The following is a 21,669-nucleotide window of genomic DNA, read 5'->3' as shown; positions in this document are numbered from 1 at the left end:
TGCGGCACGTGGCGTCGGGTCCTCTGCGGGCTGCTCATGAATCCATCTTCCCGGCCCCGCGCGGAGCCGGTCAACAATGCAACTCCCTGAATTAAGTCGGCATTCGCCGGGCGTACCCCCGAGTCACCGCCGAGGCGGGCGCACGCCCGCGTCATCGCCGCGCCGGGCGTGCGCCCGCGCGTCCGTCAGGACACGGCGGGCAGCGCGGGCCAGGGGGCGAGCGGGTCGTCGTGCAGGGCGCCGAGGGCCACGGCCGGCCCGGCGGTGGCCAGGACCCGGCCGGTGAAGCTGCTCGGCACGACGGCCCGCTCGGGGTCGTCGCAGACCAGGGACCGCTCGGCCGCGGCGGCCCGCAGCTCGGCCAGGCAGGGGTCGAGGCGGCCGGAGCCGGGTTCGACGACGACCAGGACCTCCGGGTCGAACATGTCGAGGAGGACGGCGGCCGCCCTGCCGACGATCCTGGCCCGCCGGCGGAACACCGAGACCGCGGTCGGCTCCCCGTCCACCGCCCGCTCCAGCAGCTCGGGGAAGGTGTCGACGCGCAGGCCCCGCCGGGCGGCCCGGAGCAGCGTCGCGGACTCCGACACCTCGGACTGGAGGCAGCCGGGGACGCCGCAGACGCACGTCGTGCCGTCGCCGCCCGTGCCCACCGGCAGGTGGGCGACGTTGCCCGCGCCGAACCGTGGCCCCTGGTGGACCGAGCCCGAGGAGACGAAGGCCGCGTCCACGACGTTGCCGACGAAGAGCACCACGGCGCTGGTCCGGGTCGACGCGACGCCGATGAGCTGCTCGGCGCGGGCGAGGGCGCGGGCGTGGCTGTCCACGTGGACGGGCAGCCCGGTGGCCCCGGCCAGTACCTCCCGCACGGGGACGTCCCGCCAGCCGAGCTGCGGGTGGTGGACCACGACCCCGGCGGCCGGGTCGACCCAGTGCCCGGTGGCGAAGCCGAGGGCGAGCGCGGTCCGGCCCCCGCCGTGGGCGGCGAGCATCCGGGGCAGCTCCTCGGCCACCCGGCCCAGGACCTCGGCGGGCTCGGTGCTCGTGTGCGGGAGGCGTTCCTCGGCGACCGGGCGGCCCCGCAGGTCCATGAGGGCGAGCGTGGTGTGGGTGACGGCGACGTGCGCGCCGGCGAGGAGGTAGCGCGCGGTGTCGATCTCGACGGGGATGTGGGGGCGGCCGAGTCCGCGCGGCCCGGCGGTCTCCGGGCCCTCCCTGACGAGTCCCCTGCCGATCAGGACGCCGCAGTGGCCGGTGACCGAGGCGGGCGAGAGGCCGGTGAGCCGGGCGATGGTGCTGCGGGCGACCGGGCCGTGGTCGAGGATCGCCCCCAGGACGGCGCCGGTGCTGGAGGTGCGCCGCGGCGGGACGGCCGCGGACGGTATGTCCGAGCGGCGCAGGGGGGCGGTGCGGGAGGGGGACATGCGCGTTCTGTGCACGGGGGCCTTCTTCGGGTCCGTTGCGGTGGTACGCGTACCGCCGTCGCGTCCTCCCCGTCCCGGCCGTGCGGGTGCGGCGGAGGGGAACGGCGCACCGGAGGGCCGGGGGTGGGGGCCGGTTCCGGAGGCGGGCGTACGCTCGGAGCTCCCGGAGGGGAGTGCTGCTCTCGGCCGAGCGCCGGCGTGGCGCGGTCCCGCCGCTCCCGGTCGTCCCCGGGCGCGATCCGGTCTCCGCGCGGCCTCCGCCGGGCGCTCAGGGGCCTACCGACACGCGGCGGAGCACACGCGCTTCAGGTCCACGTGACCTCGTGTCGTCAGGAGCGCGGAACGGTGCATGGCGCGCAACATAGCCGGGGTGCCGCGAGACGGTCAATCGACGGCCCGCATCCTGGGACACGGCGGACCACATGCCGGAATCTGCTGACGACCCATCAGTAATGCTCTCCCGTCGGCGCCTTGGGCCCTGCCCCCACGGGGTGGCCCGAAAAGCGCGGCGCCCGGCCGCCGGGCGCTCGTGCGGAACGAGCGGCCGACGACCGGGCGCGGGGCACCGGGTCGTGCGTCAGATCAGGTTGACCGAGCGGGCCGAGGTGGCGCCGATCTCCGCCGAGATCTCCGAGAGCACCGCCGGCGGGACGGTGTCGTCCACGGTGAGCACGACGAGCGCCTCGCCGCCCTCCTCCGCTCGGGAGACCTGCATGCCGGCGATGTTCAGACCGGCCTCGCCGAGGATCCGGCCGACCGTGCCGACGACACCGGGACGGTCCTCGTAGCGCAGGACGACCATGTGGTCGGCGAGCGCCAGGTCCACGTCGTACTCGCCGACGGCGACGATCTTCTGGAGGTGCTTGGGGCCGGCCAGGGTGCCGGAGACCGCGACCTCCTCGCCGCTGCCGAGGGTGCCGCGCACGGTGACCACGTTGCGGTGGTCGGGCGACTCGGAGCTGGTGGTCAGGCGCACCTCGACGCCGCGCTCCTGCGCGAACAGCGGGGCGTTGACGTACGACACGGTCTCGTCGACCACGTCCTCGAACACGCCCTTGAGCGCGGAGAGTTCGAGCACCTTCACGTCGTGCTGGGTGATCTCGCCGTAGACCTCGACGTCGAGGCGGGCCGCGACCTCGCCCGCGAGGGCGGTGAAGATCCGGCCGAGCTTCTCGGCGAGCGGCAGACCGGGCTTGACGTCCTCGGCGATGACGCCGCCCTGGACGTTGACCGCGTCCGGGACCAGCTCGCCGGCGAGCGCCAGGCGCACCGAGCGGGCGACGGCGATGCCGGCCTTCTCCTGGGCCTCGTCCGTGGAGGCGCCGAGGTGCGGGGTGCAGACGACCTGGTCGAGCTCGAAGAGCGGGGAGTCCGTGCAGGGCTCCTTGGCGTACACGTCGAGGCCGGCGCCGGCGACCCGGCCCTCCTTGAGCGCCGAGTACAGCGCCTCCTCGTCCACGATCCCGCCGCGCGCGGCGTTGACGATGCGGACGGAGGGCTTGACCTTGTGCAGCGCCTCGTCGCCGATGAGACCGAGGGTCTCGGGGGTCTTCGGCAGGTGGACGGTGATGAAGTCCGCGACCTCCAGGAGCTCGTCCAGGGTCAGCAGCTTCACCCCCATCTGGGCGGCGCGGGCCGGCTGCACGTAGGGGTCGTACGCGACGATCTTCATGCCGAAGGCGGACATGCGCTGGGCGACCAGGACGCCGATGCGGCCGAGGCCGACGACGCCGAGGGTCTTCTCGCTCAGCTCGACGCCGGTGTACTTGGAGCGCTTCCACTCGCCGTTCTTCAGCGCCGTGTTGGCCTGCGGGATGTTGCGGGCGGTGGCGACGAGCAGGCCGCAGGCGAGCTCGGCGGCGGTGACGATGTTGGACGTCGGGGCGTTGACGACCATCACGCCGGCCTTGGTGGCGGCGGAGACGTCGACGTTGTCCAGGCCGACGCCGGCGCGGGCGACCACACGGAGCTTCTGGGCGGCGGCGATGGCCTCGGCGTCGACCTTGGTGGCGGAGCGGACCAGGATCGCGTCCACGTCCGCGATGGCGGGGATCAGCTCGGCGCGGTCGGCGCCGTTGCAGTGCCGGATCTCGAAGTCCGGGCCCAGCGCGTCGACGGTGGCGGGCGACAGCTCTTCAGCGATGAGTACGACAGGTTTCGAGCTCACGTGAGTCCTCACAGGTCCAGTGCGGACGGCCGTCCCGACGGCCGCAGGCGGTGGAGGGGGCTTGCCGCGTGAAAGCGCACGACGCTGTGGGCCTGACGCGTATGTTGTTGAGCAGTGTAGTGGTGCGCGGGCACGGTTCATGCGCCTCGTTGGAAGGATCACCCTTCCGTGGTTGGACGGCGTGTCCAACGGTGTGGAACGGGGCCGGACAGCGTGTCCGGCCCCGCCCCGGAGGGCTTACGCCTCCTCGTCGTTCACCCAGCTCATGAGCTTGCGCAGCTCCTTGCCGGTGGTCTCCAGGAGGTGCTGCTCGTCCTGGGTCTTGTACTCGTTGTACTTCTTCAGGCCGCCGTGGTACTCGTCCATCCAGTTCTTGGCGAAGGTGCCGTCCTGGATGTCGGTGAGGACCTTCTTCATCTCGGCCTTGGTGGCGTCGGTGATGATGCGGGGGCCGGTGACGTAGTCGCCCCACTCGGCGGTCTCGGAGACCGACCAGCGCATCTTCTCCAGGCCGCCCTCGTACATGAGGTCGACGATGAGCTTCAGCTCGTGCAGGCACTCGAAGTAGGCGATCTCCGGCTGGTAGCCGGCCTCGACCAGGGTCTCGAAACCGGCCTTGACCAGCGCCGAGGCACCGCCGCAGAGGACGGCCTGCTCGCCGAAGAGGTCGGTCTCGGTCTCCTCGGTGAAGGTGGTCTTGATGACCCCGGCGCGGGTGCCGCCGATGGCCTTGGCGTACGAGAGCGCCAGGGCGAAGGCGTTGCCGGTCGCGTCCTGCTCGACGGCGGCGATCGCGGGGACGCCGCGGCCCTCCTCGTACTGGCGGCGGACCAGGTGGCCCGGGCCCTTCGGGGCGACCAGGGCGACGTCGACGCCGGCCGGGGGCTTGATGAAGCCGAAGCGGACGTTGAAGCCGTGCGCGAAGAAGAGGGCGTCGCCGTCGTTCAGGTTCGGGGCGATGGACTCCTCGTAGACCTGGGCCTGGATCGGGTCCGGGATGAGGATCATGATGACGTCGGCCTCGGCGGCGGCCTCGGCGGGCGTGACCACGCGCAGGCCCTGCTCCTCGGCCTTGGCCTTGGACTTGGAGCCCTCGTGCAGACCGACGCGGACGTCGACACCCGAGTCACGGAGCGACAGCGCGTGGGCGTGCCCCTGGCTGCCGTAACCGATCACCGCGACCTTGCGGCCCTGGATGATGGACAGGTCGGCGTCGGCGTCGTAGAACAGCTCGGCCACTGGGATTCTCCTTGGTGTGCTGGTGTTGCGTCCCACCGTACGGCGGGCGGGGGAAGGAAGGTCGTGCGGTCTCGTCAGACGGACCGGGCGGGGGTCGGGCGGAACGGTCGGTGCTCAGGCGGAGCGGTCGAGGGACCGCAGGGACCGGTCCGTGATGGACCGGGAGCCACGCCCTATGGCGATCGTGCCGGACTGGACGAGCTCCTTGACGCCGAACTGCTCCAGCATCTTGAGCATGGCGTCCAGCTTGTCACTCGAACCGGTGGCCTCGATGGTGACGGCCTCGGGCGAGACGTCCACGGTCTTGGCGCGGAACAGCTGGACGATCTCGACGATCTGGGAGCGGGTCTCGTTGTCGGCGCGGACCTTCACCAGGACGAGCTCGCGCTGGATCGCGGCGCTGGGCTCGAGCTCGACGATCTTCAGGACGTTGACCAGCTTGTTGAGCTGCTTGGTCACCTGCTCCAGGGGGAGGCCCTCGACGTTGACCACGATGGTGATGCGGGAGATGTCGGGGTGCTCGGTGACGCCGACGGCGAGCGAGTCGATGTTGAAGCCGCGCCGGGAGAACAGGGCGGCGATCCGGGCGAGGATGCCGGGCGTGTTCTCGACCAGGACGGAGAGCGTGTGCTTGGTGGACATGTCGGGGTCTCTTCCTTTTCGCTGTCGCTCTTCGTGCTTCAGTCGTCTTCGCCGTCGCCGAAGTCGGGGCGGACGCCCCGGGCGGCCATGACCTCGTCGTTGGAGGTGCCGGCGGCGACCATCGGCCAGACCTGGGCGTCCTCGTGGACGATGAAGTCGACGACGACCGGGCGGTCGTTGATGGCGTTGGCCTCGGCGATGACCTTGTCCAGGTCGGCCGGGTCCTCGCAGCGCAGGGCGACGCAGCCCATGGCCTCGGAGAGCTTGACGAAGTCGGGGACGCGGGTGCCCTTGTTCGCCTGGACGTCGTCCGGGCCGGAGTGCAGGACGGTGTTGGAGTAGCGCTGGTTGTAGAAGAGGGTCTGCCACTGGCGGACCATCCCGAGGGCGCCGTTGTTGATGATGGCGACCTTGATCGGGATGTTGTTCAGGGCGCAGGTGGTGAGTTCCTGGTTGGTCATCTGGAAGCAGCCGTCGCCGTCGATCGCCCAGACGGGGCGGTCGGGCAGGCCGGCCTTGGCACCCATCGCGGCGGGGACCGCGTAGCCCATGGTCCCGGCGCCGCCGGAGTTCAGCCAGGTGGCCGGCTGCTCGTAGTCGATGAAGTGGGCGGCCCACATCTGGTGCTGGCCGACGCCCGCGGTGAAGATCGTGCCCTCGGGGGCGAGCCGGCCGATGCGCTGGATGACCTGCTGCGGCGAGAGGCTGCCGTCCTCCGGCAGGTCGTAGCCGAGCGGGTAGGTCTCGCGCCAGCGGTTCAGGTCGCTCCACCAGGCGGTGTAGTCGCCCTTGTTCCCCTCGCTGTGCTCGGCCTGGACGGCCTGGACCAGGTCGGCGATGACCTCGCGGGCGTCACCGACGATCGGGACGTCGGCGGCGCGGTTCTTGCCGATCTCGGCCGGGTCGATGTCCGCGTGGACGACCTTGGCGTACGGGGCGAAGCTGTCGAGCTTGCCGGTGACGCGGTCGTCGAAGCGGGCGCCGAGGGCGACGATCAGGTCGGCCTTCTGCAGCGCGGTGACGGCGGTGACCGCACCGTGCATGCCCGGCATTCCCACGTGCAGCGGGTGGCTGTCGGGGAAGGCGCCCAGGGCCATCAGGGTGGTGGTGACCGGGGCGCCGGTGAGCTCGGCGAGGATCTTCAGCTCGGCGGTGGCGCCGGACTTGATGACGCCGCCGCCGACGTACAGGACGGGCCGCTTGGCGGCGCTGATCAGCTTGGCGGCCTCGCGGATCTGCTTGGCGTGCGGCTTGGTGACCGGGCGGTAGCCGGGCAGGTCGGTCTGCGGCGGCCAGCTGAAGGTGGTCTTGGCCTGGAGGGCGTCCTTGGCGATGTCGACCAGGACCGGGCCGGGGCGGCCGGTGGAGGCGATGTGGAAGGCCTCGGCGATCGTCCGCGGGATGTCCTCGGCCTTGGTGACCAGGAAGTTGTGCTTGGTGATCGGCATCGTGATGCCGCAGATGTCCGCCTCCTGGAAGGCGTCCGTGCCGATGGCCTTGGAGGAGACCTGGCCGGTGATCGCGACGAGCGGGACGGAGTCCATGTGCGCGTCGGCGATGGGGGTGACCAGGTTGGTCGCGCCGGGGCCGCTGGTGACCATGCAGACGCCGACCTTGCCGGTCGCCTGGGCGTAGCCGGTGGCGGCGTGGCCCGCGCCCTGCTCGTGACGGACCAGGATGTGGCGCACCTTCTGCGAGTCCATCAGCGGGTCGTAGGCCGGGAGGATGCAGCCGCCGGGGAGACCGAAGATGGTGTCCGCGCCCACCTCTTCGAGAGAACGGATGAGGGACTGCGCGCCCGTGACGTGCTCGACGGGGGAGGTCGTCGCGCCGTTACGGGGCCGCGGCTGCGGATGGTGCCCGGTGGCCTGCTCGGTCATCAGCATCTCTTCTCGAAGCAGAGGGTCTTTGCGAGGGTTTTTGCGAGGTGTCTTACGGGGGTTTGCGGCGATTTCAAGGAGATCCGGTGCAACAAAAAACCCCTCGTGCCGTGAGGCAAGCGAGGGGAGCGCGTCGGGTGCGTTCTAAGCCGGGCCTACGGTGGCCCTGCTTCAGCCGACGCGCTGTCCAAGTACGAGAATTCGGGTGCGCATGGCACTGACCCTCCCCCTCAGCCCGCTCCACTGTCAAGTGGGTGGGACGGGCGTCTCACTATTCGAGCGGATCGGGGTCCGGTTTCCGACAGGCACGGGGACCGCTCCGGGCAGCGGGTACTCGTCCCTGACCAGGGCCCTGCGCAGCCGGTACTCGTCCAGCGGGCCCGAGAAGGCCATGCCCTGGGCGTGGGTGCAGCCCATGGCGCGCAGGGCGACGACCTGCTCCGGCACGTCCACGCCGTCGGCGACCGTCCGCATGCCGAGCTCTCCGGCGATGTGGAGCACGCCCCGGGTGATCTTCCGGAGCCGGGGGGACTCGACCACGCCCTCGACCAGGCCCCGGTCCAGCTTCAGTACGTCCACGGGGAGCCGCCGCAGGGCGTCGACCGCCACGTGCCCGCCGCCGAAGCCGTCGAGCGCGATCCGCACCCCGAGCCTGCGCAGGACGGCCAGGCGCTGCTCCAGCTCGTCCAGCGGGATGCGGGGGTCGCTGTCGGCCAGCTCCACGATCAGCGACCCGGACGGCAGGCCGTGCCGGGTGAGCAGGGACTCGACGGAGCCGAGCGGCAGCGAGCGGTCCAGGAGGCGCCGGGCGGAGACGCGGATGGAGACGGGGGTGCGATGGCCGATTCCCGCCCGTTCGGCGGCCTGCTCCACGGCCTCCTCCAGGAGCCAGCGGCCGAGCTCGGCGGTGCGCTCGCCGTCGTCGGTGACGCGGAGGTACTCGGCGGGGGTGAAGAGGATGCCCTGGGTGGAGCGCCAGCGGGCCTGGGCGCTGACGGCGGCGATCCGGCCGGTGGCGAGGTCCACGACCGGCTGGTGGAGCAGGGCGAACTCGCCGTCGTGGAGGGCGGTGCGCAGCCGGGCGGCCAGCTCCGTGCGCCGGACGACCTCGGCCTGCATCTGGGGGGCGTAGAGCTCGACGCGGTCCTTGCCGGCGGCCTTGGCGCGGTACATGGCCAGGTCGGCGTTGCGCAGCAGGTCCCCGGCGTCGACGCCGGGCTCGGCGAAGGCGACGCCGATGGAGGCGGCGACCCGCACCTCCTGGCCGCCGTCCAGGCGGTAGGGCCGGGAGAGCGTGAGCCGGAGCCGGTCGGCGATCTCCTGGACCTGGTCGCGGCGGGCCGCGCGGTCGCGGCCGCCGTCGCCGAGGATGAGGGCGGCGAACTCGTCGCCGCCGAGCCGGGCGGCCGTGTCCCCGGCCCGTACGGAGTCGTGGAGGCGGCGGGCGGCCTGGACGAGGAGGTCGTCGCCGGCCTGGTGGCCGAGGCGGTCGTTGACCCCCTTGAAGCCGTCGAGGTCGATGAAGAGCACGGCGGTGCCGGAGTCGGAGGCGCGGCGGCCGCCGAGGGCCTGCCGGACCCGCCGGGTGAAGAGCGCGCGGTTGGGCAGGTCGGTGAGCGGGTCGTGCTCGGCGTTGTGCTGGAGCTGGGCCTGGAGGCGGACCCGTTCGGTGACGTCCCGGCTGTTGAAGATCAGGCCGCCCTGGTGCCGGTTGACGGTCGACTCGACGTTGAGCCAGTTGCCGCGGCCCGAGCGGAAGCGGCACTCGATCCGGGTGGTGGGCTCCTCGGCGGGCGAGGCGGCCAGGAACCGCCGCACCTCGTGGACGACGGCGCCGAGGTCCTCGGGGTGGATGAGGGCGGCGAGTTCGGTGCCGATGAGCTCGTCGGCGTCCCGCCCGTACACCCCGGAGGCGGCCGGGCTGACGTAGTGCAGCCTGCCGTTGGGCGCGGCGATCATGATGACGTCGCTGGAACCCTGCACGAGCGACCGGAAGTGGTTCTCCTTGTGGGCCAGTTCGTGGGTGAGGGCGATGTTGTCGAGGAGCATGATGCCCTGCCGTACGACGAGGGCGAGGACCACCGCGCAACCGGTGAGGACGACGACGCGGTCCACCCGGCGCCCCTCGACCACGTTGTACAGGATGCCGAGGGTGCAGACGGCGGCGGCGAGGTACGGGGTGAGGGCGGCCAGCGAGCCGGCGACCGGGCGGCTGTCGAGCCCGGGGTCGCGCGCGGCGGCCGCGGCGGCCGGGAGTCGGCGCACCCCCCAGGGCGCGTAGGCGAGCAGCAGGGAGCCGGCGAACCAGCCGGCGTCGAGGAGCTGCCCGGAGGCGTAGTTCTCGCGGAGCAGTGGCGAGGTGAACAGGGCGTCGCACAGGACGGTGAGGGCGAGGGCGGCGATCGCGGTGTTGGTCGCGGAGCGGTTGGCGTGCGAGCGCCGGAAGTGCAGGACGAGCACCATGCTGACGAGGACGATGTCGAGCAGGGGGTACGCGAGGGAGAGCGCGGCGCGGGCGACGGACTCGCCCTCGACGTGGGCGGTGCGGGCGAGCGCCAGGCTCCAGGAGAGGGTGAGCAGGGAGCCGCCGATGAGCCAGGTGTCGAGCGCCAGGCAGACCCAGCCGGCCCGGTTGGCGGGTCTCTTGGCCAGGACGAGGAGGCCGACGATGGCGGGCGGCGCGAAGAGCAGGAAGAAGAGGTTGGCGACGGAGAAGTCCGGCACCTCGGTGCGCAGGACGACCTCGTACCAGCCCCACACGGCGTTCCCGGCGGCGGCCATGAACGAGGAGAAGGCGAAGAGCAGCCAGGCGGGGCGGGCGCTGTCGCGGTGGCGCCGGGCGTAGAGGTAGCAGGAGACGGCGGCGGTGAGGGCGGCGGCGCTCAGTCCGAAGTCGCCCATGAAGAGCGCCGCTTCCGGCGAGCCCCAGCCGAGGGAGGCGCCGGTCGTGTAGCCCGCGCAGAGGAGCGCCAGGCCGATCTGGGCGAGGATCGCCCCGGCGCCGGGGCGTCCGGGGGCCGGGGGCCCGGGGTCCCCCTCGCCGGCGGGGCGGCGCGCGAGGACGGTGCCGGGCGCGCTCACCGGGCCCTCCGGCGCCGGGCTCCCGCACGCGGCCGCGTCGTGCGGCCGGGCGGGCGGCTCGTCGGCACCCCCGGGGGCGTGCCCGCCGCAGTCGTGGGGGCCGGGGGCGGTGCCGCGGCCCGGGGGCGCGACGCCCCCGGTCGCCGTGCGCCGGCCGGTGTCCGGCGGCCCCGCGGGGCCGGGCGACCGGTGCGGCGCGGCCTGGTCCGGCACCGAGCACACGAGGCCGGCGGCGAGGCGCGGAAGGCCGGCGGACGGTGGTGCCGTCGCGTCGGATCGTCGGTCCTCAGGCCGTGCTCCACCCGTCGCCCCCCTCGGAATCTGATGTCCCGTCACTTCGCTCCCCGGCGTCAGCCCGTACTCGACGCAGTCCCCCGCTCCGGGACGATACACCAGGTTGGTCACTCAGGGACAGGGTTGCAGTACTCTCCGTGACCGGCGGGGAGTTCGGGTCCGGTGTGCGCCGGGCGCGCGCCGCCGGAGGGCGTCCGGCGGAGCCGCCCGGCGGCTTCCGGTCGCGGCTCAGTCGGTGGTGAGGAGGATGTTGACCAGGTCCTCGCCCGCCGCGAACCGCCGCACCTGTGCCGCGATCAGCCGCTTCGCCCTCGGCATGAAGGCGGAGGTGGAGCCGCCCACGTGGGGGCTGATCAGGACACCGGGAGCGTGCCACAAAGGGTGCCCGGCCGGCAGCGGTTCCGGGTCCGTGACGTCGAGCGCCGCCGTGATCCTGCCGCTCTCGACCTCCTTGAGCAGCGCGTTCGTGTCCACGACGGGGCCCCGGGCGACGTTCACCAGGAGCGCCCCGTCCTTCATCCGCGCGAGGAACCCGGCGTCGGCGAGATGCCTGGTCGCGGGCGTGAGCGGGGTGGAGAGGACGACGACGTCCGCCTCCGGCAGGAGGGCCGGCAGGTCGGACAGGGCGTGGACCGGACCGCGCCCTGTGGTGCGCGCGGAGCGTGCGACGCGCGCCACCCGCGCGCACTCGAAGGGCGCGAGCCGGTCCTCGATGGCGGCGCCGATCGAGCCGTACCCGACGATCAGGACGGACTTGTCGGCGAGCGCCGGGTAGAAGCCGGCCCGCCACTCCTCGGCGTCCTGGCCGCGCACGAAGCCGGGGATGCCGCGCAGCGAGGCCAGGATCAGGGCGAGCGTGAGCTCGGCGGTGCTGGCCTCGTGCACGCCCTTGGCGTTGCACAGGGCGACGCCCGGCGGCAGCGAGCCGATGCCGGGGGTGACGTGGTCGATGCCCGCGGAGAGGGTCTGCACGACCCGTACCGAGGTCATCCCGGCGAGCGGCCGGACGGCGATCTCCGAGCCCTTCATGTACGGGACGACGTAGAAGGCGCAGCGCGCGGGGTCGGCCGGGAACTCCGGTCCGCCGTCCCAGAAACGGTAGTTCAGGCCCGACCCGCCCGGCTCGGGAAGATCTTCGATCTCGTCCGCCGGAATCGGAAGCCACACGTCAGCGGTCGTGTCTTCGCATCTCATGTCCGGGAGGCTATGCGAAGAATCCCGTGCCCCATTGGTTACTTTGGGGGGCGGCACAGGGAGGGGTACCGGCAGGTGGAGCGCAGGACTATCGGGGCGACGGCGCTCGACGTGGGTGCGATCGGCCTGGGGTGCATGCCGATGAGCTGGGCGTACAGCCGTTCGCAACAGCGCGGGGACCGCTCGCTGCGGGCCGTGCACGCGGCCCTCGACGCCGGGGTGAGCCTGCTCGACACCGCCGACATGTACGGCCCGTTCACCAACGAGCTGCTGGTGGGGCGGGTGTTGAAGGAGCGTCGGGCCGAGGCGTTCGTCTCGACGAAGTGCGGGCTGCTCGTCGGCGACCAGCACGTGGTCGCCAACGGACGCCCGGGGTACGTGCGTCGGGCCTGCGACGCCTCGCTGCGGCGGCTCCAGACCGACGTCATCGACCTGTACCAGCTGCACCGGGCCGATCCCGAGGTGCCGGTGGAGGAGACCTGGGGCGCGATGGCCGAGCTGGTGTCGGCGGGCAAGGTGCGGGCGCTCGGGCTCTGCGCCGTCGGCGCCCGGTCGGGGCGGCGGAGCGCGGGCCGCGACGGCTACGAGGGAACGATCCGGCAGCTGGAGCGGATCCAGCAGGTGTTCCCGGTGGCGGCGGTGGAGGCCGAACTGTCGGTGTGGTCGCAGGAGGCGCTGGCGCGGCTGCTGCCCTGGTGCACGGCCCGGGGCGTGGGCTTCCTGGCGGCGATGCCGCTGGGCAGCGGCTTCCTGACCGGGACGCTGACGCCGGGCGGCGGTTTCGAGCCGGACGACCCGCGGGCGCGGCACCCCCGGTTCACGGCGGAGATGATGGCCGCGAACCAGCCGCTCGTGGCGGGCCTGCGACGGGTGGCCGCGCGGCACGGGGCGGACGTCACCCCGGCGCAGGTGGCCCTGGCGTGGGTGCTCGGCCGGGGGCGGCACGTGGTGCCGGTGCCGGGGACGAAGCGGGAGCAGTGGGCGGTGGAGAACGCGGCGGCGGCCTCGCTGCGGCTGACCCCGGAGGACCTGACGGAGATCGCGACGCTCCCGGCGCCCCGGGAGTCCTGGGACTGAGCCGGGCCTCTCGGCGCGCCCGCCGGGAACCCCTCCGGGCCGGGAGGTGTTCTCAGGGGTAGGAACGCCGTTCGACCCGTCGAGCCCGCCGGATCCTCCGAAGGGGAGCGCGCCATGAAACGTCCTGTCGTCGTGAAGGCCCTGGGGGGCGCCGTCGCGCTGGTCCTGGCGGCCGGCTGCTCCTCGGGGTCGGGGGACGCCTCCTCGGGGAGCACGGAGGAGCGCTCCCGTACGCCCCCGTCGGCGTCGGCCTCCGGGACCGCCGCTCCTCCGGCCGCCACCGGGGTGGCGGTGGCGGGGACGCTGACCGAGGGCCTGGCGTCGCCCTGGGGGCTCGCGGAGCTGCCCGGCGGCGACCTGCTCGTCTCCTCGCGGGACGAGCGGACGGTCACCCGGGTCGACGGGCGGACCGGGGCGAAGACGCCGCTCGGCGAGGTGCCGGGGGTCGTGCCGGCCGGCGAGGGCGGACTGCTCGGCCTCGCGGTCCGGGACGGCTGGGTGTACGCGTACCTGACGGCCTCCTCGGACAACCGGATCGTGCGCATGCGGTACGGGGGCGGGGCCGGCGACCGGCTCGGCCCGCCGGAGCCGGTCCTGACCGGCATCCCCAAGGGGTTCACGCACAACGGCGGCCGGATCGCGTTCGGTCCCGACGGCATGCTGTACGCGGGCACGGGCGAGACCGGCGAGACCGGTCTGGCGCAGGACCGGGAGTCGCTGGGCGGGAAGGTCCTGCGCATGACCCCGGAGGGCCGTCCGGCGCCGGGCAACCCCTTCCCGGACTCGGTGGTGTACTCGTACGGCCACCGGAACGTGCAGGGGCTCGCCTGGGACGCGGACGGGCGCCTGTGGGCGGCCGAGTTCGGGCAGAACACCTGGGACGAGCTGAACCTGGTCGAGGCCGGGCGGAACTACGGCTGGCCGGAGGCCGAGGGGCGGGCGGGGAAGAAGGGCTTCGTGGACCCGGTGGCCCAGTGGCCGACCTCCGAGGCCTCCCCCAGCGGCATCGCGTACGCGCGGGGCGCGATCTGGATGGCCGGGCTCCGGGGCGAGCGGTTGTGGCGGGTCCCGCTCTCCGGCGCGGAACGTTCCGGGGAGCCCGAGGCGTTCCTCGAGGGCGACCACGGGCGGCTGCGGACCGTGCTCGCGACGGGCGGCGACCGGCTCTGGCTGGTGACCAGCGAGACCGACACCCGGGGGACGCCCGGGCCCGGCGACGACAGGATCCTCCGCCTCCGGGTGGAGTGAGGAGGCGGGACCGTGTTCGATCCGATGGCGGAGCTCTTCGCGCCGGGGCGCAGGCACACCGAGGAGGAGCGGCAGAGGCTCGCCCTGACCCGGGAGGACCAGGGGGACGCGGACCCTGGGCGCGGGCCGATAGACCTGCGGTCGGGGCGGGTGACGATACGGGTCCCCCGGGCGGAGGGAACCGGCGACAGGGCTGATGGGTCGGACGGGTCGGACAGGTCGCCCGGGTCAGGCGGGTTGTCCGGGGCGGACGGGCAGCCCGGGGCAGGCCGGTCGGACGGGCAGCCCGGGGCGGGCGGGCCGGACGGGTCAGGCAGGGCCGGTGGGGCTGGTGGGGCCGGTGGGTCCAACGAGGCCGGTGGGACCAGAGGGTCCGGAGGATCAGCGGGGCGCGTCGACGAGGCGCAGGCGGTGGGCGAGGGCGGCGGCCTCGCCGCGGCCGGCGACTCCGAGCTTGGCGAGGATGTGGGAGACGTGGACGCTGGCCGTCTTGGGTGAGATGAACAGCTCCTCGGCGATCCGCCGGTTGGTGTGGCCGGCCGCGACCAGGCGGAGCACGTCCTGCTCGCGCGGGGTCAGGCCGAAGGCGTCGTCCCCGGGCCCGGCCGGTGCCGGGTGCGTCTCCTCGGGGGCGAGGGAGAGCCGGGCGCGGGCGGCGAGCAGGTCCACGTCCTCGCGGAGCGGGCGGGCGCCGAGCAGGTCGGCGGTGGCGCGGGCCTCGCGCAGCAGGGCCGCGGCCTCCTCGCGCCGGCCGCCCTCGGTGAGCAGGGCGTCGGCGAGGCGATGGCGGGCGCGGGCCAACTGTGCCGGGCGGTCCAGCGGCTCGTGGGCGGCGACGACCTCGGCCCAGCGGTCGGTGCTCTCGCGGCCCTCGGCGCGGGCCAGCTCCCCGGAGACGTACAGGGAATGCGCGGCCCAGACGGGGACCGGGGCGGCCAGGGAGCGCAGGCAGCGGCGGACCAGGGCGAGGGCCTCGGCGCGCCCCTCGTCGGCGGCGGGCAGCCCCCGGCTGTCGGCCTCGGCGGTGACGGCGGTGAGGACGAGCGGCCAGCCGTAGCGGTGGGTGCCGGGCGGGAAGCCGCCCCGTTCGGCGGCGGCGAGTTCGGTCCGTACGTCGCCGATGCGGCCCTCGGCGGCGGCCACGGCGACCGCGACCTGGGCCATGGGCAGGGTGTACTGCGGGATCGGGTCGCGGGTGCCGTAGACGGCGCGGGCGTCGGCGAGGTGGCGGGCGGCGGCCTCCGGTTCGCCCCGGGCGGCGGCGAGCTGGGCGAGGCGGAGGGAGGCGGAGCCCCGGGGCTTGGTGCTGGTCGCCGAGCGCAGCAGCCGTTCGGCGGCCTCCCGCACCTCGTCCCAGCGGCCCAGGGAGAAGAGGGACTCGGCGCGGTTGGCCTCGGCCCAGCCGACGCTGTCGACCAGTCCGTACCTGCGGGCGAGGCGGATGCCGGCCTCGGCGACCTCGACGGCCTCGGTGGAGCGGCCGAGGAACTCCAGGGCGGAGGAGATGTTGATGTGGGCGCGCGCCGTCTCGGTGAACTGGCCGAGCGCGCGGGTCCGTTCGCGTACCGCGTGCATCTCGGCGAGGCCGGCGTCCACGTCGCCGGCCGCGACCATGATGGTGCCGAGGGTGAGGCGGGCGTTGAGCTCGATCGACTCGGCCTTGACGAGGCGGGCGTACTCGACGGCGCGTTCGGCGGCGGTGAGGGCGTCGGGGCCGGGGTCGCGGAGCATGCCCCAGCCGGCGGCGCCGACGAGGACGACGGCGTGCACGGCGGAGGGCGGCAGGCCCTTGACGAGCTCCTGGGCGCGGGCGATCTCCTCGCGTCCGTCGCCCCGGCCGAGGTTGGACTGGAGGCGGGCCTTCTCGGTCCAGAACCAGGCGGCGCGCAGGGGGTCGTGCTCCTCCTCGGCGGCGAGGATCCGCAGCGCCCTCTTGCCGATCTTGAGGGCGCGTTCGCGCGCGCCGCTGAGCCGGGCGGCGACGGCGGCCTCGGCGAGCAGGTCGAGGTGGCGCAGGGGGGTGTCGGGGTCGCAGCCGCAGGGCGGATAGGACTCGGCGTAGTCGATGGGCCGCAGCGAGACCCTGACCTCGGCGGGGGCCTCGTCCCAGAGTTCCATGGCCCGTTCGAGGAGCCGGAGCTGTTCGGCGTAGGCGTGGCGCTCGCGGGTGGCGACGGAGGCGCGCAGGACGGCGGGCAGGGCCTTGGCCGGGTCGTGGGCGTGGTACCAGTACGTGGCGAGCCGGGTGGCGCGCTCGTCGGCCCGTACGAGGGTCGGGTCGGCCTCCAGGGCCTCGGCGTAGCGGCGGTTGAGGCGGGAGCGCTCGCCGGGCAGCAGGTCGTCGCTGACGGCCTCGCGGACCAGGGAGTGCCGGAAGCGGTAGCCGTCGTCGTCGGGGGCGGCGAGCAGGATGTTGGCGCCGACGGCGGCCCGCAGCGCCTCGATGAGGTCGTCCTCGGCGAGCCGGGCGACGGCGGCGAGGAGTCCGTACTCGACGGTGGAGCCGCCCTCGGCGACGATCCCGACGACTCGTTGGGCGTTCTCGGGAAGGGCCTCGACCCGGACGAGGAGGAGGTCGCGCAGGGAGTCGCCGAGCCGCCCGGGGGCGCAGCCGGACTCGTGGCAGACGACCAGCTCCTCGACGAAGAAGGCGTTGCCGTCGGAGCGTTCGAAGACCTCCGCGACGAGGCCGGGGTCGGGTTCGGCGGCGAGGATGCCGGTGAGCTGGCGGTGCACCTCGGTGCGGGTGAAGCGGGGCAGTTCGATGCGGCGGAGGGTGCGGAGCCGGTCGAGTTCGGCGAGGAGGGGGCGCAGCGGGTGGCGGCGGTGGATGTCGTCGGCGCGGTAGCTGGCGACGACCACGAGCCGGCCGCGCCGGAGGGTGCGCAGCAGGTAGGTGAGCAGGTGGCGGGTGGAGGTGTCGGCCCAGTGCAGGTCCTCCAGGACGAGCACGACCGTGCGGTCGGCGGCCAGCCGCTCCAGGAGCCGTACGGTCAGCTCGAAGAGGCGGGCGGTGGAGTCCTCGTCGGCCGGGTCGTGGCCGCCGGGGGCGCCCAGTTCGGGCAGCAGCCGGGCGAGTTCGCCGTGGTGGCCGTCGGCGGCGGCGGTCAGCTCGTCGGGGAGCAGGCGGCGGAGCGTGCGCAGCGCGGCGGAGAAGGGGGCGAAGGGCAGTCCGTCGGCGCCGAGTTCGACGCAGCCGCCGACGGCGACGACGGCGCCCCGGTCGCGGGCCGTGCCGGTGAACTCCTCGATGAGCCGGGTCTTCCCGACGCCCGCCTCACCGCCGATGAGCAGGGCCTGGGGCTCTCCCGCGGCCGCGCGGGAGAGCGCCTCGGTGAGGGCGGCGAGCTCACCGGCCCGACCGACGAAGACGGGGCTGACGGACCTGTTCTCCACGGGGCCGAGCATCGCACAGGCGTCCGCGGTACGGGGGACGGGCATCGGACGGGGTCACGCGGCCCGGGCGAAGCGGCCCGGACCGCCGTCGTCCACCGGCCCCTCCGCGTCCCGGAGGCCGTCCCGGCGGCCGGAGCGGCGCGCCTCCCGGTCGGCGGACGCGGCGGCCTCGCGGGACAGGCGCCGGGCGGCGGCCTCGCGGACGAGCTGGGCGTGGTTCATGCGGTCGATCTCGTACTCGAACATCGCGTACTCCCTGGGTGATCCGGTGTCGGCGTCGCTTCTCGCGACGCCTCCACGGTCGTCTCCCAGGGGGTGCGGCCACATCGGGCGAGTGCCGCATGTTCGGGGCGCGGGGGTCCTTAGGCGCTCCTCGGGAGGCCTTAGGCCGGCCCGGGGCCCTTGGACGGGCCCGGAGGGAACTCAGGCGGGCTCGACTTCCTCGGGCGGGGTCAGGAACCGGCGGTCGGGAGGGACAGGAACAGGTCGAAGTAGGTGCCGATCGACAGGAGCAGGCCGAGGCCGGCCAGGACGGCGCCGGCGGTGGCGACCGCGCGGACCCAGGAGGGGTGCCGGGGGAGGACGAGCACGGCGACGGCGACGATCAGGGCGACCAGGGCGAAGGCGCCGTTCACCAGGGCGGTGCTGTGCCAGGCGTCGCCGTAGATCTCGCTGATCTGCTGGGCGGGGGTGCCGGAGCCGGAGGTCTTGATCTGCCCGACGAGCGTCTCGCGCTCGGAGACGACCTTGCCGGTCCAGGTGCCGGTGAGCGCGACGGCGGCGAGGGCGGCGGAGACGACGGCGGCGGCACCGGCGCCGACGCCGGTCTCCTTGCCGGCGGGGGCCGCCGCCTCGTCTTCGAGATCGTCTTCGGGGTCGTCGGCGGGATCCGTGTCGGGGTCGTCGGCGAGGTCCCCGTCAGGAGCCCCGTCGAGGTCCCCGGTGGTCGCGGTCCCCGCCGCCCCGCCGTCCTTCTCGTCCCGCTCGGCGGGCCCGGTCTTCCCGGTCGTCTTGATGTCCATGCCGCGCACGCTAGGGGGCCCGTATGAGAGCGGCCTTAACGCGCCCGGCCCCGGGCTACTCCCCCGTCCGCTCCTTCTTCGCCGCGCGCCACTCCGGGGCCAGGACCGACCAGAGTTCCGTGTCCGTGCGCACGCCCCGGTGGGGGTAGTTCTCGCGCAGGACGCCCTCCCTCGTCATCCCGAGGCGGCGGGCGACGGCGACGCTGGCCCCGTTCTTCGTGGAGGCGTACCACTCGACGCGGTGGATGCCGCGCTCCTCGACCGCCCAGTCGATGATGACCCGGCAGGCCCGGGTGACCAGGCCCTTCCCCGCGGCGGACGGCTCCAGCCAGCAGCCCGCCTCGGCGGTGCCGTGGTCCACGTCCATGGTCCGGAACATGACGCCGCCGACGAGGGTGCCCCCGGTCCAGATGCCGAAGATCCGGCCCGTGTCGTGCGCGGCCTTCTCCGCGTACGCGCGGAGGAAGGAGCGGGCGGAGTCCAGGTCCTCGACGACGTCCGGGAGGCCGATGTGCCGTCCGACGTACTCCCGCCCCCGGTCCATGTGGGCCAGGAACTCCTCGGCCCGCCAGGGCTCCAGGGGTCGCAGCTCGGCGCCGTCGTCACCCAGCGATATCGCGAACATCCTCGTTCTCCTCCGTGGTCGGGACCGTCACGCGCTGTGCGGGGATCTTCGCACGCGCGTCGGCGGTGGCCCGGCACTCCGGGGGTTCGATGCTGATGCGGGGCAGCAGGCGGTCGAGCCGCTTCGGCAGCCACCAGTTCGCGCCGCCGAGCAGGTGCATGAGCGCGGGGACCAGGAGGGTGCGCAGGACGAAGGCGTCGAGGGCGACGGCGGCCGCGAGCGCGATGCCGAACATCGCGACGACCCGGTCGCCGGAGAGCACGAACGCCAGGAAGACGGAGATCATGATGACGGCGGCCGAGTTGATCACGCGGCTGGTCTCGGCGAGGCCGACCCGGACCGCCCGCCGGTTGTCGCCGGTCTCCAGCCACTCCTCGTACATCCGGCTGACCAGGAAGACCTGGTAGTCCATGGAGAGTCCGAAGAGGACGGAGACCATGATCACGGGGAGGAAGGGTTCGATCGGCCCGGCGCTGCCGAGGCCGAGGAGTTCGCTGCCCCAGCCCCACTGGAAGACCGCCACGACGACGCCGAAGGCGCCGGCGACGGCCATGACGTTCATGGCGGCGGCCTTGAGCGGGATGCCGATCGAGCGGAAGGCGACCAGGAGCAGCAGGCAGCCGAGGGCGATGACGACGCCGACGAAGAGCGGCAGCTTGCCGACGATGATCTCGGCGAAGTCGTCGTACGAGGCGGTGACGCCGCCCACGTTCACGTCGAGGGAGGTGCCCGCCTCGGCCCTCGGCAGCACGTCCTGGCGCAGGCGGTCGACCAGTTCGCTGGTGGCCTTCGACTGCGGCGAGGAGTCGGGGACGACGGTGAGGACGGCGGTGTCGCCGGAGCCGTTGTACGTGACCGGGGAGACGGCGGCGACGCCCTTGGTCGCGGAGAGCGCGGCCGGGAGCTGGTCGAGGGCGACCCGGTCGTCGGCGCCGTCGAGTCCGGCGACGAGGGTGAGGGGGCCGTTGACGCCGGGCCCGAAGCCGTCGGCGAGCAGGTCGTAGGCCTTGCGCGTGGTCGCGGCGGCCGGGCCGTTGCCCTGGTCGGAGGTGCCGAGGTGGAGCGAGAGGGTGGGCAGCGCGAGGACCGTCATGACGACGGCGGCGACGGCCCCGAGGAGCTTGGGGTGGCGCTCGACGAAGGCGGACCAGCGGGCGGCGAAGCCGGTGGGCAGCTCGGGCTGCGGCCCGTGCTCGGCGAGGGTGCGGCGCTCGCGCCGGGACAGGGCGCGCATGCCGATCAGGGAGAGCAGCGCGGGCAGGAGGGTGACGGAGGCGGCGACCGTGAGGACGACGGTGAGGGAGGCGGCGACGGCGACGCCGTTGAGGAAGCTCAGCCGCAGGATCAGCATGCCGAGCAGGGCGATGCAGACGGTGGCCCCGGCGAAGACGACGGCGCGGCCGGTGGTGGCGACGGCCGTCTCGGCGGCCTCGGCGACGGACAGGCCGCGTTTGAGGCCCCTGCGGTGCCGGGTCACGATGAAGAGCGCGTAGTCGATGCCGACGCCGAGGCCCACGAGCATGCCGAGCATGGGGGCGAAGTCCGCGACCGTCATCACGTGCCCGAGGAGCACGATCCCGGAGTAGGCGATGCCGACGCTGACGAGGGCGGTGGCGATGGGGAGCGCGGAGGCGGCGAGGGAGCCGAAGGCGAGGAAGAGGACGACGGCGGCGACGGCCACGCCGACGGCCTCGGCGACGTGCCCGCCGGGGGCCTCGGTGAGGGCGACGACGGTGCCGCCCAGCTCGACCCGGAGGTCGTCGGTCGCGGCGGCCCTGGCGGTGTCGACGACGGCCTTCGCCTGCCCCTCGGGGACGTCGTCGGCCTGTTCGGCGAAGGTGACGGTGGCGTAGGCGGTGCGTCCGTCCTCGCTGATCCGGCCCGCCGTGTCCCCGTAGGGGGAGGTCACGGCGGCGACGCCGGGCAGTTCGGCGACCTCGCGGAGGACGCCGCTCATGCGCTCCTGGACGGCGTCGGCGCGGACGCTGCCCCGCTCGGTGTGCCAGACGATGGTGTCGCCGTCGCCGCCGAGGCCGTGGAAGCCCCGTTCGAGGAGGGCGGTGGCGCGGCCGGACTCGGTGCCGGGGACCTCGTAGTCGTTGGAGTACGCGTTCCCCGCGAGGACCGCCCCGGTGCCGACCCCGCCGAGGGCGAGGAGCCAGAGGAGGACGGCGACGAGGCGGTGCCTGATGCACCACCGGGCGATGGCTGCCAAAGGACGTGCTCCCTGGGTGGTTCGTGGATCTTTCCCGGGAACGGCCCGATAAAGAACGCATGACCTACGTGCGCCCACTCTCGCAGCCAAACGTGATCGTTTGCCCGTTTCGTGTCGATGGTCACATGGGTGTGGTTCGCCGGGGCGCGAGGGGGTCGGCCCCCGCGC

At 73.8% G+C, this 21,669-nt stretch carries 15 protein-coding genes; 3 read left to right on the top strand and 12 right to left on the bottom strand.

Annotated elements, in window-relative coordinates; translation table 11 throughout:
* Nucleotides 1-185: 185 nt before the first annotated feature.
* From CP977_RS24360 to CP977_RS24330, 7 genes are all read right to left on the bottom strand, one after another.
* Complete coding sequence (locus CP977_RS24360) at nt 186-1,421, bottom strand: ROK family transcriptional regulator (protein ID WP_152371633.1); 1,236 nt, start codon at nt 1,419-1,421, stop codon at nt 186-188.
* 577 nt (nt 1,422-1,998) lie between these two features.
* The gene (gene serA / locus CP977_RS24355; protein ID WP_062752084.1) at nt 1,999-3,588 is read right to left on the bottom strand and encodes a phosphoglycerate dehydrogenase; all 1,590 of its coding nucleotides are present in this window, start codon (nt 3,586-3,588) and stop codon (nt 1,999-2,001) included.
* A gap of 237 nt (nt 3,589-3,825) precedes the next feature.
* A complete protein-coding gene (gene ilvC / locus CP977_RS24350; protein ID WP_030222543.1) occupies nt 3,826-4,827 on the bottom strand; it encodes a ketol-acid reductoisomerase in 1,002 nt (333 codons plus the stop codon).
* A 114-nt stretch (nt 4,828-4,941) separates the two neighbouring features.
* On the bottom strand, nt 4,942-5,469 hold the full coding sequence (ilvN, locus tag CP977_RS24345) for an acetolactate synthase small subunit (RefSeq protein ID WP_053641800.1): 528 nt from the start codon (nt 5,467-5,469) through the stop codon (nt 4,942-4,944).
* Between the two features lie 38 nt (nt 5,470-5,507).
* A complete protein-coding gene (locus tag CP977_RS24340; protein ID WP_062752085.1) occupies nt 5,508-7,355 on the bottom strand; it encodes an acetolactate synthase large subunit in 1,848 nt (615 codons plus the stop codon).
* Between the two features lie 240 nt (nt 7,356-7,595).
* Nucleotides 7,596-10,430: a putative bifunctional diguanylate cyclase/phosphodiesterase gene (locus tag CP977_RS24335; RefSeq protein WP_372460598.1), complete on the bottom strand. Its 2,835-nt coding sequence runs from the start codon at nt 10,428-10,430 to the stop codon at nt 7,596-7,598.
* Between the two features lie 522 nt (nt 10,431-10,952).
* Nucleotides 10,953-11,918 carry a 2-hydroxyacid dehydrogenase gene (locus CP977_RS24330; RefSeq protein ID WP_183953270.1) on the bottom strand — a complete coding sequence of 322 codons (966 nt, stop codon included), beginning with the start codon at nt 11,916-11,918 and terminating at the stop codon, nt 10,953-10,955.
* Nucleotides 11,919-11,993: 75 nt separating this feature from the next.
* Between CP977_RS24330 and CP977_RS24325 the strand changes: the two genes are divergently transcribed.
* The 3 genes from CP977_RS24325 to CP977_RS34920 all read left to right on the top strand — a co-directional run bounded on the left by CP977_RS24325 (nt 11,994) and on the right by CP977_RS34920 (nt 14,741).
* Entirely contained in the window at nt 11,994-12,995 is a 1,002-nt protein-coding gene (locus CP977_RS24325) for an aldo/keto reductase (RefSeq protein WP_062752087.1), read from the top strand.
* Between the two features lie 114 nt (nt 12,996-13,109).
* The gene (locus CP977_RS24320) at nt 13,110-14,243 is read left to right on the top strand and encodes a PQQ-dependent sugar dehydrogenase (RefSeq protein WP_183953271.1); all 1,134 of its coding nucleotides are present in this window, start codon (nt 13,110-13,112) and stop codon (nt 14,241-14,243) included.
* 24 nt (nt 14,244-14,267) lie between these two features.
* Nucleotides 14,268-14,741, top strand: a complete 474-nt coding sequence (locus CP977_RS34920; protein ID WP_221331366.1) for a DUF6191 domain-containing protein — start codon at nt 14,268-14,270, stop codon at nt 14,739-14,741.
* Here CP977_RS34920 and CP977_RS24310 read toward each other — a convergent pair.
* The 5 genes from CP977_RS24310 to CP977_RS24290 form a co-directional block, all read right to left on the bottom strand.
* Complete coding sequence (locus tag CP977_RS24310) at nt 14,625-17,651, bottom strand: helix-turn-helix transcriptional regulator (RefSeq protein WP_152371630.1); 3,027 nt, start codon at nt 17,649-17,651, stop codon at nt 14,625-14,627. The genes CP977_RS34920 and CP977_RS24310 overlap by 117 nt on opposite strands.
* Nucleotides 17,652-17,693: 42 nt before the next feature.
* Nucleotides 17,694-17,885, bottom strand: coding sequence for a hypothetical protein (locus tag CP977_RS24305; RefSeq protein WP_062752090.1), 192 nt, complete (start codon nt 17,883-17,885; stop codon nt 17,694-17,696).
* Nucleotides 17,886-18,091: 206 nt separating this feature from the next.
* Nucleotides 18,092-18,661 carry a hypothetical protein gene (locus tag CP977_RS24300; RefSeq protein WP_109185438.1) on the bottom strand — a complete coding sequence of 190 codons (570 nt, stop codon included), beginning with the start codon at nt 18,659-18,661 and terminating at the stop codon, nt 18,092-18,094.
* A gap of 55 nt (nt 18,662-18,716) precedes the next feature.
* Nucleotides 18,717-19,286, bottom strand: coding sequence for a GNAT family N-acetyltransferase (locus tag CP977_RS24295; RefSeq protein ID WP_109185437.1), 570 nt, complete (start codon nt 19,284-19,286; stop codon nt 18,717-18,719).
* Entirely contained in the window at nt 19,264-21,501 is a 2,238-nt protein-coding gene (locus CP977_RS24290) for an MMPL family transporter (protein WP_062752093.1), read from the bottom strand. Before CP977_RS24290 ends, CP977_RS24295 begins: the two co-directional genes overlap by 23 nt.
* Between the last annotated feature and the right edge of the window lie 168 nt (nt 21,502-21,669).

The sequence above is a fragment of the Streptomyces cinereoruber genome, from assembly GCF_009299385.1.
Lineage (GTDB): Bacteria > Actinomycetota > Actinomycetes > Streptomycetales > Streptomycetaceae > Streptomyces > Streptomyces bikiniensis.
This window is presented reverse-complemented; position numbering and strand designations above follow the sequence as displayed.

What these genes read in the sequence shown, in the direction of transcription:
- CP977_RS24360 (WP_152371633.1), bottom strand. Translation starts at nt 1,421, where the DNA reads ATGTCCCCCTCCCGCACCGCCCCCCTGCGCCGCTCGGACATACCGTCC.
- ilvN (WP_053641800.1), bottom strand. Translation starts at nt 5,469, where the DNA reads ATGTCCACCAAGCACACGCTCTCCGTCCTGGTCGAGAACACGCCCGGC.
- CP977_RS24340 (WP_062752085.1), bottom strand. Translation starts at nt 7,355, where the DNA reads ATGCTGATGACCGAGCAGGCCACCGGGCACCATCCGCAGCCGCGGCCC.
- CP977_RS24330 (WP_183953270.1), bottom strand. Translation starts at nt 11,918, where the DNA reads ATGAGATGCGAAGACACGACCGCTGACGTGTGGCTTCCGATTCCGGCG.
- CP977_RS24320 (WP_183953271.1), top strand. Translation starts at nt 13,110, where the DNA reads ATGAAACGTCCTGTCGTCGTGAAGGCCCTGGGGGGCGCCGTCGCGCTG.
- CP977_RS34920 (WP_221331366.1), top strand. Translation starts at nt 14,268, where the DNA reads ATGGCGGAGCTCTTCGCGCCGGGGCGCAGGCACACCGAGGAGGAGCGG.
- CP977_RS24310 (WP_152371630.1), bottom strand. Translation starts at nt 17,651, where the DNA reads ATGCTCGGCCCCGTGGAGAACAGGTCCGTCAGCCCCGTCTTCGTCGGT.
- CP977_RS24305 (WP_062752090.1), bottom strand. Translation starts at nt 17,885, where the DNA reads ATGTTCGAGTACGAGATCGACCGCATGAACCACGCCCAGCTCGTCCGC.
- CP977_RS24300 (WP_109185438.1), bottom strand. Translation starts at nt 18,661, where the DNA reads ATGGACATCAAGACGACCGGGAAGACCGGGCCCGCCGAGCGGGACGAG.
- CP977_RS24295 (WP_109185437.1), bottom strand. Translation starts at nt 19,286, where the DNA reads ATGTTCGCGATATCGCTGGGTGACGACGGCGCCGAGCTGCGACCCCTG.